Annotated in this window: 11 protein-coding genes and 1 pseudogene; 7 read left to right on the top strand and 5 right to left on the bottom strand. The window is 70.3% G+C overall.

Going from position 1 to position 14,854, the window contains the following annotated elements:
* Positions 1 to 42 precede the first annotated feature (42 nt).
* Genes ACT80S_RS10670 through rsmA form a run of 3 tightly spaced genes read left to right on the top strand, consistent with a single transcriptional unit; the run spans position 43 to position 4,634 of the window.
* Positions 43 to 2,445 carry an LPS-assembly protein LptD gene (locus tag ACT80S_RS10670; RefSeq protein WP_377415612.1) on the top strand — a complete coding sequence of 801 codons (2,403 nt, stop codon included), beginning with the start codon at positions 43 to 45 and terminating at the stop codon, positions 2,443 to 2,445.
* A gap of 3 nt (positions 2,446 to 2,448) precedes the next feature.
* On the top strand, positions 2,449 to 3,867 hold the full coding sequence (locus ACT80S_RS10665) for a peptidylprolyl isomerase (RefSeq protein WP_377415611.1): 1,419 nt from the start codon (positions 2,449 to 2,451) through the stop codon (positions 3,865 to 3,867).
* A gap of 11 nt (positions 3,868 to 3,878) precedes the next feature.
* Positions 3,879 to 4,634 (top strand): 16S rRNA (adenine(1518)-N(6)/adenine(1519)-N(6))-dimethyltransferase RsmA, encoded by a 756-nt coding sequence (rsmA, locus tag ACT80S_RS10660; RefSeq protein WP_377415610.1) that lies wholly within the window; start codon positions 3,879 to 3,881, stop codon positions 4,632 to 4,634.
* Positions 4,635 to 4,859: 225 nt separating this feature from the next.
* Here rsmA and ACT80S_RS10655 read toward each other — a convergent pair.
* The 3 genes and pseudogenes from ACT80S_RS10655 to ACT80S_RS10645 all read right to left on the bottom strand — a co-directional run.
* A pseudogene (locus ACT80S_RS10655) lies at positions 4,860 to 5,282 on the bottom strand (barstar family protein); the annotation flags it as partial.
* Positions 5,283 to 5,330: 48 nt separating this feature from the next.
* Positions 5,331 to 5,726 (bottom strand): ribonuclease domain-containing protein, encoded by a 396-nt coding sequence (locus tag ACT80S_RS10650; RefSeq protein ID WP_377415609.1) that lies wholly within the window; start codon positions 5,724 to 5,726, stop codon positions 5,331 to 5,333.
* A gap of 197 nt (positions 5,727 to 5,923) precedes the next feature.
* Entirely contained in the window at positions 5,924 to 8,236 is a 2,313-nt protein-coding gene (locus tag ACT80S_RS10645) for an NADP-dependent malic enzyme (protein ID WP_377415608.1), read from the bottom strand.
* Between the two features lie 234 nt (positions 8,237 to 8,470).
* Between ACT80S_RS10645 and ACT80S_RS10640 the strand changes: the two genes are divergently transcribed.
* Positions 8,471 to 8,938 carry a hypothetical protein gene (locus ACT80S_RS10640; protein WP_377415607.1) on the top strand — a complete coding sequence of 156 codons (468 nt, stop codon included), beginning with the start codon at positions 8,471 to 8,473 and terminating at the stop codon, positions 8,936 to 8,938.
* Positions 8,935 to 9,540: a hypothetical protein gene (locus ACT80S_RS10635; protein WP_377415606.1), complete on the top strand. Its 606-nt coding sequence runs from the start codon at positions 8,935 to 8,937 to the stop codon at positions 9,538 to 9,540. The genes ACT80S_RS10640 and ACT80S_RS10635 overlap by 4 nt, the downstream gene beginning before the upstream one ends.
* Here ACT80S_RS10635 and ACT80S_RS10630 read toward each other — a convergent pair.
* A complete protein-coding gene (locus tag ACT80S_RS10630) occupies positions 9,537 to 10,919 on the bottom strand; it encodes an aminopeptidase P N-terminal domain-containing protein (RefSeq protein WP_377415605.1) in 1,383 nt (460 codons plus the stop codon). The two genes, ACT80S_RS10635 and ACT80S_RS10630, sit on opposite strands and share 4 nt — an antisense overlap.
* Positions 10,916 to 11,635, bottom strand: coding sequence for an N-acetylmuramate alpha-1-phosphate uridylyltransferase MurU (gene murU / locus ACT80S_RS10625; RefSeq protein WP_377415604.1), 720 nt, complete (start codon positions 11,633 to 11,635; stop codon positions 10,916 to 10,918). Before murU ends, ACT80S_RS10630 begins: the two co-directional genes overlap by 4 nt.
* A 118-nt stretch (positions 11,636 to 11,753) precedes the next feature.
* Between murU and tkt the strand changes: the two genes are divergently transcribed.
* Both tkt and gap read left to right on the top strand, forming a co-directional pair.
* Positions 11,754 to 13,772, top strand: coding sequence for a transketolase (gene tkt / locus ACT80S_RS10620; protein ID WP_377415603.1), 2,019 nt, complete (start codon positions 11,754 to 11,756; stop codon positions 13,770 to 13,772).
* Between the two features lie 39 nt (positions 13,773 to 13,811).
* Positions 13,812 to 14,813: a type I glyceraldehyde-3-phosphate dehydrogenase gene (gene gap, locus ACT80S_RS10615; protein ID WP_377415602.1), complete on the top strand. Its 1,002-nt coding sequence runs from the start codon at positions 13,812 to 13,814 to the stop codon at positions 14,811 to 14,813.
* The last annotated feature ends 41 nt before the right edge of the window (positions 14,814 to 14,854 follow it).

Here is a 14,854-nt window from a genome sequence, read left to right as displayed (position 1 = left end):
ACCCGCGCGCCGGCCCTCCTGCCGGGCGCTTCCCAAGCCCTGATGCAACCGTTTTCCCACCCGGTCCGGCGCGCGCGCTTTGCCCTCACGCCCGTGGCGCTCGTCGCCGCCGGCCTGCTGCATGGCGCGCCTGCGGGCGCGCAGGCGCCCGATGCCGCAGCGCTGCGCCCGAGCCCGCAGCTGCGCGAGCAGCTGCCGCCCGAGCAGCGCCGCCAGCTGCCGACTTTCGTCGAGGGAGACCGCATCACCGGCCGCACCGAGCTTGACACCGTGATCGAGGGCAACGCCGTGCTGCGCCGGGGCGACATGGTGCTGCGCGCCGACCGCATCGAGTACCACCAGCCCGAGGACCTCGCCAAGGCGCAGGGCCGGGTGCGCGTGAACCGCGCGGGCGATGTCTACGAGGGCACGCAGGCTGAGATCAAGGTCGACGCCTTCCAGGGCTTCTTCACCGACCCGAGCTACCGCTTCCTGCGCAATGGCGCCTACGGCCGGGCCTCGCGCATCGACTTCCTCGACGACCAGCACGCCATCATCCGGCAGGCCTCCTACACCACCTGCCGGCGCGAGCCCGGCGACAGCGGCGCGCCGGCCTGGATGCTCACCGCCGACCAGATCGCGATCGACGACGAGGAGGAGACCGGCCTGGCCCACGGCGCGCGCCTGCGCTTCTTCGGCGTGCCGATCCTGCCGTTCCCGGCGATGAGCTTCCCGCTGTCGGACAAGCGCAAGTCCGGCTTCCTGCCGCCGACGCTGGCGATGGACAACGTCAGCGGCACCATGGTCTCGGCGCCCTACTACTGGAACATCGCGCCGAACCGCGACCTCACCGTTGCGCCCACCGTGCTGACCCAGCGCGGGCTGAACCTCGGCGGCGAGTTCCGCTACCTCGAGCCCGACCACCGCGGCACCTTGCGCGCCAGCATGCTGCCCGGCGACCCGCTGCGGGACCAGGACCGCTGGTCCTACAGCCTGCGGCACAACGACCGCCTCACGCGCACGCCGCTGCCCGGGGGCATGGGCCTGAACCTCGAGCTCAATCGTGTCAGCGACGACAACTACTGGCGCGACTTCACCCGCGGCACCAGCTTCTTCACCGGCACCACCTCGCTGACCCAGCGCCTGCTGGCCAATGACGGCTCGTTCACCTGGGGCCAGGGCGCCTGGTCGCTGCAGGCGCGCGCGCTGAAGTGGCAGACGCTGCAGGACGTGTCGGCGCCCATCGTGCCGCCCTACGACCGGCTGCCGCAGCTGGTCGGGCGCTGGCGCGAGCGCAACCTGCCTGGCGGCCTGACGGGCTACGTCGAGGCCGACTTCACCGAGTTCCGCTCGGTGCGCGAGCTGACCCTCCAGCCCAACGCCCAGCGCAGCTTCGTGATGGCGCAGCTCGCCCGGCCCTGGCAGGCGCCGGGCTGGTTCGTGGTTCCGCGCCTGCAGCTGCATGCGCGCCAGTACCGCTTCGACGCGCCCCTGGGCAGCACCGCCACCGCGCCGGGCGCGGGCGCCGAGAGCGCGCAGGTCACGGTGCCCACGTACAGCCTGTCCAGCGGCCTGGTGTTCGAGCGCGACACCCGCCTGTTCGGCCGGGCCCTCGTGCAGACGCTGGAGCCGCGCGCGTTCTATGTCTACACCCCGTTCCGCTCGCAGAACCACCTGCCGAACTACGACTCGGCGGCGACCGACTTCAACTTCGCCACCATCTTCAGCGAGAACACCTTCGGCGGGCACGACCGCATCGCCGACAACAACCTCCTGACGCTGGGCGCGATCAGCCGGCTGCAGGACCCGGGCACCGGCGCCGAGCTCGCGCGCTTCGGCCTGGCCCAGCGCCTGCGCTTCGAGGACCAGCGGGTCGTCCTGCCCGGCGGCACGCCGGCGACCGACCGCCTCTCGGACCTGCTCATCGGCGGCTCGCTCAACTGGGTGCCGGCCTGGACCACCGACATGACGGCCCAGTACAACCCCAAGACCAGCCGGTCCGAACGGGTGACCCTGGGCGCGCGCTACAACCCCACGCCCTACCGCCTCGTCAACGCCGCCTACCGCCTGCAGCGCGGGCAGAGCGAGCAGCTGGACATCGGTTGGCAGTGGCCGATCAACGACCTGTGGGGCGACCGCGGCCTGGACCTCGGCCCCGGCCGCGGCCAGGGCGGCGGGCGCTGGTATGGGGTGGGCCGCCTCAACATGAGCCTGAAGGAGCGCAAGCTGGTCGATGCCATCGCCGGCATCGAGTACGACGGCTGCTGCTGGATCGGCCGCGTGGTGCTCGAGCGCCTGCAGACCGGCCGCCCGACGGCCAACACCCGGATCCTCTTCCAGCTGGAGTTCGTCGGCTTCAGCCGGCTGGGCACCAATGCGACTGGCGTGCTCAAGGACAATATCCCCCGGTACCAGTTCCTGCGCGACCAGGTGGCTGCTCCCAGCCGCTTCACCAACTACGACTAAGCCATGACTGAACGCGCCTCCCCCCGCCTGCGCGCCCTCGCGCTTGCCGCCCTTGCGGCCACAGGCGGCCTGGCCTCCTCGGCCCACGCCCAGCTGCGCCTGGGCACCTCCCCAGCGCCCGCCGCGGCGGCGCGCCCGGCCGCACCGACGCCCGAGGCGCCGCGCGCCGGCGCGAAGCCGGCGGACAGCGCGGTGCGTCAGGCCGATTTCATCGTCGCGGTCGTCAACTCCGAGCCCATCACCAACAGCGAGGTCCGCGCCCGCCTGGCACGCACCCAGCAGCAACTGGCCCAGCAGGGTGTCGCCCTGCCCCCGCCCGACCAGCTGGCGCGGCAGGTGCTCGACCGCCTGATTTCCGAACGCGCGCAGCTGCAGCTGGCGCGCGAGAGCGGCATCAAGGTGGACGATGCCCAGGTCGACCAGGCCGAGCAGAACGTCGCCCGCCAGAACCGCATCGACGTGCCCGAGCTGCGCCGCCGCATCGTGGCCGAAGGGCTCTCGCTGTCCGCCTTCCGCCAGGACCTGCGCGAGCAGCTGGTGCTGTCGCGGCTGCGTGACCGCGAGGTCGAGGCCCGCGTGCGCGTCACCGAGGCCGAGATCGACCAGTTCCTGCGCGACCAGCAAGGCAGCGGCGACCTGTCCACCCTCGAGCTCAACCTGGCCCAGGTCCTGGTGGCCGTTCCCGAGAACGCCACGCCGGTGCAGGTCGAAGCGCTGCGCGCCAAGGCCGCACGGGTGCAGGCCCGGGCCCGGGCGGGCGAGGACTTCGCCCAGCTGGCCCGCGAGGCCTCGGACGCGCCGGATGCCGCCCGCAGCGGCGGCGCCTTCGGCCTGCGGCCTGCGGACCGCTACCCGTCGTTGTTCCTCGAGGCCGCGGCGGCCCTGCCGGCCGGCGGGGTGAGCGACCTGGTGCGCTCGGGTGCCGGCTTCCACGTGCTCAAGGTGCTCGAGAAGCGCCAGGACGGGGCCTTCAGCGTGGTCCAGAGCCGCGCCCGCCACATCCTGCTGCGCCCGGGCGCCTCGCTCAGCGAGGCGGGCGCGCGGGCGCGCCTGGCTGATTACAAGCGCCGGATCGAGTCCGGCCAGGGCGACTTTGCCGCGCTTGCCCGCGAGCACTCCCAGGACGGCAGCGCCGCCCAGGGCGGCGACCTGGGCTGGGCGGCCCCCGGCATGTTCGTGCCCGAGTTCGAGGAGGTCATGAACGGCCTGAACCCCGGCCAGATCGCCGAGCCGTTCGTCTCGCGCTTCGGCGTGCACCTGCTGCAGCTGGTCGAGCGCCGCCGGCAGGCGCTGGGCGCCCGCGAGCAGCGGGAGTACGCACGCGCCCAGCTGCGCGAGAAGAAGCTCGACGATACCTACGAGCGCTGGGCGCAGGACGTGCGCGGCCGCGCCTGGGTCGAGATGCGCGAACCGCCGCAATAAGGGCTCCTGCCGTGAAGCACATCGCGCGCAAGCGCTTCGGCCAGCACTTCCTGTCCGACTCCGCCATCATCGACGCCATCGTGCGCGCCATCGACCCGCGCCCGGGCGAGCCGATGGTGGAGATCGGCCCCGGCCTGGCCGCCCTCACCCAGCCCCTGGTCGAGCGCCTGGGGCGGCTGACCGTCATCGAGCTCGATCGCGACCTCGCCGTGCGCCTGCGCGCCCACCCCCAGCTCGACGTGGTCGAGAGCGACGTGCTGAAGGTCGACTTCGGCGCGCTGCAGCAGCGCCTGGGCGCGAAGCTGCGCGTCGTCGGCAACCTGCCGTACAACATCTCCTCGCCCATCCTGTTCCACCTCCTGCCGTTCGCCGACCGGGTGCAGGACCAGCACTTCATGCTCCAGAAGGAAGTGATCGACCGGATGGTGGCGCGGCCCTCCACCGCAGCCTACGGGCGCCTGTCGGTCATGCTGCAGTGGCGTTACGAGATGGAGGACATCCTCTTCGTGCCGCCCGAGGCCTTCGATCCGCCGCCCAAGGTGGACAGCGCGGTGGTGCGCATGGTGCCCCGGGCGCAGCCCGCCGCGGTCGACCCGGACCTGCTGTCCGAGCTGGTGCAGGTGGCGTTCAGCCAGCGCCGCAAGCTGCTGCGGCACACGCTGGGCAAGTGGCTGGAGCAGCGCGGGTATGCCGGCGACTTCGACCTGCAGCGCCGGGCGGAGGAGGTCCCGCCCGATGAGTTTGTCGCGCTGGCGATGGCCCAATGAAAAAGCCCCGCACAGCGGGGCTTTTTCGTGTGAGCCGGAAGGGGCTCAGGCGGCGGTCAGCCAGTAGCCGGCGTTGAACGGGCTGCTCATACGCAGGGCCAGCGGGGACACGTCGACCAGCTTGTCGGTCGGCATCTTCTCGCCGGCTTCGGCCGCGTTCTCACCGGCTTCGGCCGCGCCGGTGGCTTCGGGTGCCTTCTCGCCGCTGGCGGCGCGTGCCACGGAGAAGGAGTAGAAGCAGCGGAACGGGATCTTGCGGTCGCCCCAGTAGTCGGAGCAGTCACGGAAGATGTCCAGCAGCTGCTCGCGTGCTTCCTTGTCGAACTTGGCGTTGGCCGGGATCGATTCCAGCACCACCACGAAGCCCGGCTGCGGGCCCGACTTGTGGACCGGGTCGGTCATGCAGTCGTACAGCGCGTCGAAGTTCTTGCCGAAGTGGGCCGGCAGCATGAATTGCGCGGCGATCATGTCCAGCACGTCCTGCTTGCTCTGGGCATTGGCCAGGTTGGCGTACAGGAAGTGGTGGCCCAGGGCGCTGGCGGCATCCTGCAGGTCCTGTACGCGGTGGGCGCGGATGGATTGCACGATGTTGCTGCGCACGCCCTTCAGGGGCGTGTCGCTGACGTTGGGGCGAAGGGACTTGTCCATCTCCGCGGTTCTTTCCATGTTCAAAAACAGATCCCGTTTCATCCGGGGTCACTCCACGATCTTGCGAAAACTGGCGTAGTGGTCGGCGGTGTAATAACAAGCGTCCGGAATCCGGGGCGGGCCGCCGCAAACGATGCGCCGGGCCCCCCGGTCGCGCGACCCGGGCGTCACCACGGTGTACTCCCGCCAGTAGCCCCTCGCCGCCGGCGGGAGCTGCTTTTCACGGTTGAAGAACACCGTGCCGTCCTTTTCGAAAGGAAAGGGACCGCCCTGGCGGATCCGTTCGTAGGTTTCACGGCCCTGCCTGGGAAGCTCGGCCAACGAAACGATGGCGGCGCTGCCGGCGGCGGGATCGGCCTGGGTCTTCGCGGGCGCTGGGCCTGTGAAGGCCACCGACATCAAGAAGCTAGTGAGCGCAAACTTGAGGAAGGCGGCGGGCGACATGGAACGGTTCTGCGGGGGGTGGCCTCGTGGACGCCACGGCCCGGGTTTACCCGGACGCTGCAAAGCCGCGAGTGTGAATGATCCCGTCAGAAAAGGCAAGCGGCTGCCCATATTTTGGGCAGCCGGGAAGGCCATTCCGGGGCCGGTTGACAGTGGCCCAAGTTAGTGCCAACTGTCGTTTTGTAGTACGTAAATGCTCAGCGAGAGACGTTGGCGTCGGCCACGGTCAGGGCCGTCATGTTGACGATCCGGCGCACGGTCGCGCTGGGAGTCAGGATGTGGACCGGCTTGGCCGCGCCCAGCAGCACCGGGCCGATGGCGATGTTGCCGCCCGCCGCCGTTTTCAGCAGGTTGTACGAGATGTTGGCCGCGTCGATGTTGGGCAGCACCAGCAGGTTGGCATCGCCGGTCAGGGTGCTGTTGGGCATCAGCTGGGCACGGGCGGCGCCGTCCAGGGCGACGTCGCCATGCATCTCGCCATCCACCTCCAGCCAGGGCGCCCGGCTGCGCAGCAGGTCCAGCACCTGGCGCATCTTGACGGCGCTGGGTTGGTTGCTCGAGCCGAAGCTGGAGTGCGACAGCAGCGCGGCCTTGGGCTTGATGCCGAAGCGCATCATTTCCTCGGCGGCCTGGACCGTGATCTCGGCGAGCTGCTCGGCCGTGGGGTCGTAGTTGACGTGCGTGTCGACCAGGAAGACCTGGCGTCCGGGCAGGATCAGGCCGTTCATGGCGGCGTAGGTGTTCACGCCCGGGCGGCGGCCGATGACCTGGTCGATGTACTGCAGGTGCAGCGAGGTCAGGCCCCAGGTGCCGCAGATCATGCCGTCGACCTGGTCCTTGTGCAGCAGCATCGCGCCGATCAGCGTGAGGCGGCGGCGCATCTCGATCTTGGCCATCTGCACCGTCACGCCCTTGCGCTCGGTCATGGCGTGGTAGGTCTGCCAGAACTCGCGGTAGCGGTCGTCCTGCTCCACGTTGACCACGTCGTAGTCGACGCCGGCGCGCAGGCGCAGGCCGAACTTCTCGATGCGCTGGGCCATCACCGCCGGGCGGCCGATCAGGGTCGGGCGGGCGATGCCCTCGTCGACCACGATCTGGGCGGCGCGCAGGATGCGTTCTTCCTCGCCCTCGCAGAAGGCGACGCGCTTCTTCTTGGCCAGCTTGGCGGCGGCCATGATGGGCTTCATCGCGGTGCCGGACGCATAGACGAAGCTCTGCAGCCGGTCGCGGTAGGCGTCCATGTCCTGGATCGGGCGCTGGGCCACACCGCTGGCGGCAGCGGCCTCGGCCACGGCCGGGGCGATCTTGATCATCAGGCGGGGGTCGAACGGCTTGGGAATCAGGTATTCCGGGCCGAAGGCCAGCTGTTCGCCCACGTAGGCCGCTGCCACCACCTCGCTCTGCTCGGCCTGGGCCAGCTCGGCGATGGCGTGGACGGCCGCGATCTCCATCTCATCGGTGATCGTGGTGGCGCCGCAGTCCAGGGCGCCGCGGAAGATGTAGGGGAAGCACAGGACGTTGTTGACCTGGTTCGGAAAGTCGGTGCGGCCGGTGGCCAGGATGGCGTCGGGGCGCACGGCCTTGGCGTCGGCCGGCTGGATCTCGGGGTTGGGGTTGGCCAGCGCCAGGATCAGCGGGTTGGCCGCCATGGTCTTGACCATCTCGGGCTTGAGCACGCCGCCGGCGGACAGGCCCAGGAAGATATCGGCGCCCTCGATGGCCTGGGCCAGGGTGCGGTGGGGCGTGTCCTGGGCGAACTGGACCTTGTCCTCGTCCATCAGCTCGGTGCGGCCCTTGTAGACCACGCCGGCGAGGTCGGTGGCGAAAATGTTCTCGCGCGGCAGGCCCAGCTTCACCAGCAGCTGCAGGCAGGCCAGGGCGGCGGCGCCGGCGCCGGAGGTGACGAGCTTGACCTGCTTGAGGTCTTTGCCCACGACCTTCAGGCCGTTGATGATGGCCGCGCCCACCACGATGGCGGTGCCGTGCTGGTCGTCGTGGAAGACCGGGATCTTCATGCGCTCGCGCAGCTTGCGCTCGACGTAGAAGCAGTCGGGGGCCTTGATGTCCTCCAGGTTCACGCCGCCGAAGGTGGGCTCCAGCGAGGCAATGATGTCGACCAGCTTGTCGAGGTCGTGCTTCTCGTTGATCTCGATGTCGAAGACGTCGATGCCGGCGAACTTCTTGAACAGGACGCCCTTGCCCTCCATCACCGGCTTGGCGGCGAGCGGGCCGATATCGCCCAGGCCCAGCACCGCGGTGCCGTTGGTGATCACGGCCACCAGGTTGCCGCGCGAGGTGTAGCGGAAGGCGTTGGCCGGGTCCTTGACGATCTCTTCGCAGGGGGCCGCCACGCCGGGCGAGTAGGCCAGCGCGAGGTCACGCTGGTTGATCAACTGCTTGGTCGCCTGGATGGCGACTTTGCCGGGGGTCGGGAACTCGTGGTACTCGAGGGCGGCCTGGCGCAGGAGCGCGCGCTTGTCTTCCGGTTTCACCGGCGGGGTGGCGGACATGAATGAGATCTCCTCGCGCACGGCATCCCTTGGAATCGTGGTGTCCGTGCTTGTTTTGAGGGTGGCGATTGTAGACCCGCCCCCTCATCCATGTGGGCGCCGGTCCAAGCCGCGCCAGGGCCGATCGAATTGTTTATATCAATCGATGATTCGCTTTCGATTCCATCAATCGATCGGCGCCCGAAGGCCACCCGGTTACCGAGGGGCCTCGTTCAAGCTTCGAGGAGATTGCGCATGGTTCCCCCTGGATCGAAACCGCCCCACCTCTGGCGGGTGCCGCCGGTGATGGGGCTCGCCGGCGAGCCCGACAGCCTGGGCCTGCCGCCTTCGTCCCCCACTTCGCCGGGACGCCCGGGCGCCCGGGCCGTGGTCCGTCCCGGCGACTCCCGGGAGCTTCGGGCCGCACGCGATCGGCTCGCCCGGGTGGAACAGGCCCTGGTCGTCGAGCGCGAGCGGTTCCCGGGACCGGCCGTGACGGGGGAGCCGTTCTTCAGTGGCGCGCGCGAGCTGGCCGCTGAACGGGTCGCGCACGCCAGCCACCTTTTGAAGAACTGCCAGGGGATCGAGGCCGCGGTCCGCCGACCGCTGCTCGACGGGTTGCCCGGCGACCTGGTCACCATCGTGTCGGATGACCTGGATATCCACGAAGGCCGGTCGTTTGTGATCGGGGCCTGCGCGCCCCGGCTCGGGGGCAAGGAATGACCCCGCTGGCGGACTCCCCCGTACGCTGGCACCCGGCGCCCTCGAGCGGCGCCCCGCCGCGCGAGGCCATGCAGGTGGAGCCGGCCGCCGTCCGAAACCCGCGCCCCGACCTCGCCGGACTCCGGCAGTCGCTGGAGGCTTCGCGGCAGGAGGCCGGCGCCATGCGGGAGCGCCGGGCGCGGGCCGGTGAGGCCGCCGTGCGTCTCACCCACAACGGATTCACGGCCGAAGGCTGCTTCGGGGTCGCCGCGATCGGCATCGGCTACCTGGTGACCGCTTCCATCTGCGCCATGCCCCTGGGCTGGCGGATCGTCTCCTACCTGGGCGGCGCGTGCTGCTCCGCAGGCGGACTCGGCCTGGGCTGTTGCTGCCTGGCGTGCCGCAGGTCGGACCAGCGCGACGTGGCGGACAACCCGACCGCCCAGGCGCTGGACGCCGCCGAGGCGGAGGTCCGCACCCGGGAGACTGCGCTGGGCGTGGCCGAGGCGGTGGAGATCCTGGAGGGGCTGGGCCGCGTGGCCGGCCCGGACTGCGTCAATCTGACGCTGGAATATGCCCGGCCGCTGCCTCCGGGCGACGGCGCGCCTGCCCCGCCCCGCTAGCCGCGCATCAGCGCCTCGATCTCGTCCGCCTTCACTGGCACGCCGCGAGTGATCAGCTCGCAGCCGCCCTCGGTGACGATGGCGTCGTCCTCGATGCGGATGCCGATGTGGTGGAAGTGCTCCGGCACGCCCGGCCCGGGGCGCACGTAGATGCCGGGCTCGATGGTGAGCACCATGCCGGGCCGCAGGATGCGGCTCGGGCGGTTCCTGATCACCTCGTTGGACAGCGGGTCGCGCCGCTCGGTGACCTCGCCCGCCTCGCCCGGCTCCACGTAGCTGCCGCAATCGTGCACGTCCATCCCCAGCCAGTGGCCGGTGCGGTGCATGTAGAAGGCGAAGTAGGCGCGCTTCTCGATCACGTCGTCCACCGTGCCGACCGCGTTGCGGTCGAGCAGGCCGACATCGAGCATGCCCTGGGCCAGCACCTTCACCGTGGCCTCGTGCGGGTCGGTGAAGCGGGCGCCCGGCTTCGTCGCCGCGATGGCGGCGTCCTGCGAGGCCAGCACCAGGTCGTACAGCGCGCGCTGCGGCCCGGTGAAGCGGCCGTCCGCCGGGAAGGTGCGGGTGATGTCGCTGGCGTAGCCATCGAGCTCGCAGCCGGCGTCGATCAGCACCAGCTCGCCGGCGCGCACCGGCGCGGCGTCGGCGCGGTAATGCAGCACGCAGGCATTGGCGCCGGCGGCGACGATGGAGCCATAGGCCGGGTACTGCGAGCCGCCCATGCGGAACTCGTGCAGCAGCTCGGCGTCGAGGTGGTACTCGCGCACGTCCCGTCCCTCGCGCAGCATCTGCGCGCAGGTGCGCATGGCCCGCACGTGGGCCCGGGCGCTGATGGCGCTGGCGCGGCGCATGATGTCCTGCTCGTGGGCGTCCTTGACCAGGCGCATCTCGTCCAGCAGGCCGCACAGGTCGTGCTGCTGCTCGGGGCACTGCGCGCCGAAGCGCACGCGGGCGCGCACCTTCTGCAGCCAGCCCGCCACGCGCGACTCCAGGCCCTCGTGGATCGCGAACGGGAACCACACCGCGTCGCGGTTTTCCAGCAGGCGCGGCAGCTGCGTGTCGAGCTCGTTCACGGAGAGCGCCGCGCTGACGCCCAGGGCCGCCGGGGCCGCCTCGGGGCCGAGGCGGTAGCCGTCCCAGATCTCGCGCTCCAGGTCCTTGGGCGCGCAGAACAGGGTGCTGGCGCCGTCGCCGGTGATCACCAGGAAGGCGTTGGGCTCGGTGAAGCCGGTGAGGTAGTAGAAGTAGCTGTCGTGCCGGTAGATGTAGTCGCTGTCGCGGTTGCGGGAGCGCTCCGGCGCGGTGGGGACCAGGGCGATGCCCTGCGGGCCCAGGTGCTGGGCGACGCGGGCGCGGCGTTCGGCGTAGACGTGGTTCATGGTGCGTTGAGCTGGGCCAGCCGCTCCGGGGTGCCGACGTCGGTCCAGGGGCCGTCGTGGCGCTGCGCGGTGATGCGGCCATTGTCCATGGCGGCGCGAAGCAGCGGGGCGAGCGGGGCCTTCAGGCCCTGCGGGTTGCCGGCGGGCAGGCCGTCGAACAGGGCCCGGCGGTACAGGCCCACGGTGGAATAGGTGTAGCGCGGCGCGCCTTCGGCTGGGGCGTTCAGGGCATGGCCGTCGGCCGCGAGGCCGAAGTCGCCGCGCGGGTTGTGTGGCGGGTTGGGCACGAGCCACAGGTGGGCCAGGGCGCTGCCCGCGGCGAAGCGCTCCAGGGCCTCGTGCGGGAATTCGAAGCCGGGCATGAACACGTCACCGGCCACCACCCAGAAGCAGTCCGCCAGCGCGGGCAGGGCGCGCGCGATGCCGCCGGCCGTCTCGAGCGCGCCGCCGAAGTCGACGCCCTCGTGCGAGTAGGTGATGTGCGGGCCCTCTGCCAGCCCGGGCCCGAAGCGCTGCTCGATCTGCGCGCCGAGCCAGGCGGTGTTGACCACCGCATGCCCGCAGCCGCCGCGCGCCAGCGCCTCCAGGTGCCACTGCATCAGGGGCTTGCCGCGCACCGCCAGCAGGGGCTTGGGGCAGGTGTCCGTCAGCGGCCGCATGCGCTCGCCGCGCCCGGCGGCCAGCACGATCGCGGTGGCGGGGTGTTGTGCTTGCATTCGGGGGACTGTAGTCGAAGCCCACCCCCGGTCCGGGGCCGGCGGACCCGCTGGGTAAAATCCGGGGTTTACCCGATCCTCCCACCCGCCTTTCCGCCTTTTCCCGGAGTCCTTCCCGATGGCCACTACCCCCCTGATGGCGGGCGCGATCCGCGCCCTGTCCATGGATGCCGTTCAACAAGCCAATTCGGGACACCCGGGTGCCCCCATGGGCATGGCCGACATCGCCGTGGCGCTGTGGGGCCGTCACCTGAAGCACAACCCCGCCAACCCGGCGTGGTTCGACCGCGACCGCTTCGTGCTCTCGAACGGCCACGGCTCGATGCTGATCTACTCGCTGCTGCACCTCACCGGCTACGACCTGCCGATCGAGGAGCTGAAGAACTTCCGCCAGCTGCACAGCAAGACCGCCGGCCACCCCGAAGTGGGCATCACCCCGGGTGTCGAGACCACCACCGGCCCGCTGGGCCAGGGCATCACCAACGCCGTGGGCATGGCCCTGGCCGAGAAGCTGCTGGCCGCCGAGTTCAACCGCGACGGCCACGCCATCGTCGACCACTACACCTACGCCTTCCTGGGCGACGGCTGCCTCATGGAAGGCATCAGCCACGAGGCCTGCGCCCTGGCCGGCGCCTGGAAGCTGAACAAGCTGGTCGCGATCTACGACGACAACGGCATCTCCATCGACGGCCAGGTCGCTCCGTGGTTCATCGACGACACCCCGGCGCGCTTCAAGGCCTACGGCTGGAACGTGGTCGGCCCGGTGGACGGCCATGACGCCGACGCCGTCGACGCCGCCATCGCCCAGGCCCGCAAGTCCTCCGACAAGCCCACCCTCGTGGTCGCCAAGACCCACATCGGCAAGGGCAGCCCGAACCGCGCCAACACGGCCAAGGCCCACGGCGAGCCCCTGGGCGCCGAGGAGATCAAGCTCACGCGCGAATCCATCGGCTGGAGCCACGAGCCCTTCGTCATCCCGCAGGAAGCCTACGACGCCTGGGATGCCAAGGCCGCCGGCGCCAAGGCCCAGGCCGCCTGGGACGAGCGCTTCGCCGCCTATGCCGCCGCCTTCCCCGAGCTGGCCGCCGAGTTCACCCGCCGCATGAAGGGCGAGCTGCCGAAGAACTTCGCGCAGGTCGCCGTGGACACCGTGATCGGCGCCCACACCAAGGCCGAGACCGTGGCCTCCCGCAAGGCCTCGCAGCTGGCGCTGGAGTCCTTCACCGCCGCCCTGCCCGAGCTGCTGGGGGGGTCCGCCGACCTGACCGGCTCCAACCTGACCAACACCAAGAGCACGCCCGCCCTGCGCGTGGATGCCCAGGGCGCCATCGTGCGCAACGAGGCCGGCCAGGTGGGCCGCCACATCAACTACGGCGTGCGCGAGTTCGGCATGGCCGCCATCATGAACGGCGTGGCCCTGCACGGCGGCTACATCCCCTACGGCGGCACCTTCCTCACGTTCAGCGACTACAGCCGCAACGCCATCCGCATGGCGGCCCTGATGAAGCAGCGCGTGGTGCACGTGTTCACGCACGACTCCATCGGCCTGGGCGAGGACGGCCCCACGCACCAGTCCATCGAGCACGCCGCCAGCCTGCGCCTCATCCCGAACCTGGATGTCTGGCGCCCGGCCGACACCGCCGAGACCGCCGTCGCCTGGGCCGTGGCCCTGGAGAACAAGACCCGCCCGACGGCCCTGCTGCTGTCCCGCCAGAACCTGGCCTACGCGCCCAAGTCCGACCTGGGCGAGATCAGCCGCGGCGCCTACGTGTTGGCCGAGCCGGCCAAGGGCAAGGCCAAGGCCGTGATCATCGCCACCGGCTCCGAAGTGCAGCTGGCCCTGAAGGCCCAGGAGCAACTCGCCGCCAGCGGCATCGCCGTGCGCGTGGTCTCCATGCCCAGCACCACGGCCTTCGACCGCCAGGAGCGCGCGTACAAGGAGTCCGTGCTGCCCGCCGGCCTCCCGCGCATCGCCGTCGAGATGGGCGTGACCGACTTCTGGTGGAAGTACGGCTGCGCCGCGGTGGTCGGCATCGACACCTACGGTGAGTCCGCGCCCGCCCCCGTCCTGTTCAAGCACTTCGGCTTCACGCCCGAGAACGTCGCGGACACCGTCCGCGCCGTGCTCGCCAAGTGAGCTTCCCCCGGTTCCTCAACTTCATCGGAGACTAATCCCATGGCTCTCAAGATCGGTATCAATGGTTTCGGCCGCATCGGCCGCATGGTGTTCCGCGCCGCGGTGCAGAACTTCAAGGACATCGAGGTGGTCGCGATCAACGACCTGCTCGAGCCCGACTACCTCGCCTACATGCTGAAGTACGACAGCGTGCACGGCCGCTTCGAGGGCGATGTCTCCGTCGAGGGCAACACCCTGGTCGTCAACGGCAAGAAGATCCGCCTGACCGCCGTCAAGGACCCCGCCGAGCTGAAGTGGGGCGAGGTCGGCGCCGACGTGGTGATCGAAGCCACCGGCATCTTCCTGACCAAGGAAGGCGCACAGAAGCACATCGACGCGGGCGCCAAGAAGGTGATCATGTCGGCCCCGTCCAAGGACGACACCCCGATGTTCGTCTTCGGCGTGAACGACAAGACCTACAAGGGCGAGGCCATCATCTCCAACGCCTCGTGCACCACCAACTGCCTGGCCCCCCTGGCCAAGGTGCTGAACGACAAGTGGGGCATCAAGCGCGGCCTCATGACCACCGTGCACGCCGCCACCGCCACCCAGAAGACCGTCGACGGCCCGTCCAACAAGGACTGGCGCGGCGGCCGCGGCATCCTCGAGAACATCATCCCCTCCAGCACCGGCGCCGCCAAGGCCGTGGGCGTGGTGATCCCCGAGTTGAACAAGAAGCTGACCGGCATGTCCTTCCGCGTGCCGACCTCCGACGTGTCGGTGGTCGACCTGACCGTCGAATTGAACAGCGCCGCCACCTACGCCGAGATCTGCGCCGAGTTCAAGGCCCAGTCCGAAGGCGCGCTCAAGGGCGTGCTGGGCTACACCGAGGACAAGGTGGTCGCCACCGACTTCCGCGGCGACCCGCGCACCTCCATCTTCGACGCCGAGGCCGGCATCGCCCTGGACAGCACTTTCGTCAAGCTCGTGAGCTGGTACGACAACGAGTGGGGCTACTCCAACAAGTGCCTGGAGATGGTCCGCGTGGTGGCCGGCCGCTGATCGAGCCGCTGCCCTCGCAGGAAGACGCGCCCCCCGGGGCG

It is taken from the genome of Ramlibacter sp. MAHUQ-53 (assembly GCF_052600055.1).
Note: the sequence above shows the minus strand (reverse complement) of the source record. Positions and strands in the feature narration are given on the sequence as shown.

What these genes read in the sequence shown, in the direction of transcription:
- ACT80S_RS10670 (WP_377415612.1), top strand. Translation starts at nt 43, where the DNA reads ATGCAACCGTTTTCCCACCCGGTCCGGCGCGCGCGCTTTGCCCTCACG.
- ACT80S_RS10665 (WP_377415611.1), top strand. Translation starts at nt 2,449, where the DNA reads ATGACTGAACGCGCCTCCCCCCGCCTGCGCGCCCTCGCGCTTGCCGCC.
- ACT80S_RS10650 (WP_377415609.1), bottom strand. Translation starts at nt 5,726, where the DNA reads ATGTCGCCCGCCGCCTTCCTCAAGTTTGCGCTCACTAGCTTCTTGATG.
- ACT80S_RS10645 (WP_377415608.1), bottom strand. Translation starts at nt 8,236, where the DNA reads ATGTCCGCCACCCCGCCGGTGAAACCGGAAGACAAGCGCGCGCTCCTG.
- ACT80S_RS10640 (WP_377415607.1), top strand. Translation starts at nt 8,471, where the DNA reads ATGGTTCCCCCTGGATCGAAACCGCCCCACCTCTGGCGGGTGCCGCCG.
- ACT80S_RS10635 (WP_377415606.1), top strand. Translation starts at nt 8,935, where the DNA reads ATGACCCCGCTGGCGGACTCCCCCGTACGCTGGCACCCGGCGCCCTCG.
- ACT80S_RS10630 (WP_377415605.1), bottom strand. Translation starts at nt 10,919, where the DNA reads ATGAACCACGTCTACGCCGAACGCCGCGCCCGCGTCGCCCAGCACCTG.
- murU (WP_377415604.1), bottom strand. Translation starts at nt 11,635, where the DNA reads ATGCAAGCACAACACCCCGCCACCGCGATCGTGCTGGCCGCCGGGCGC.
- tkt (WP_377415603.1), top strand. Translation starts at nt 11,754, where the DNA reads ATGGCCACTACCCCCCTGATGGCGGGCGCGATCCGCGCCCTGTCCATG.
- gap (WP_377415602.1), top strand. Translation starts at nt 13,812, where the DNA reads ATGGCTCTCAAGATCGGTATCAATGGTTTCGGCCGCATCGGCCGCATG.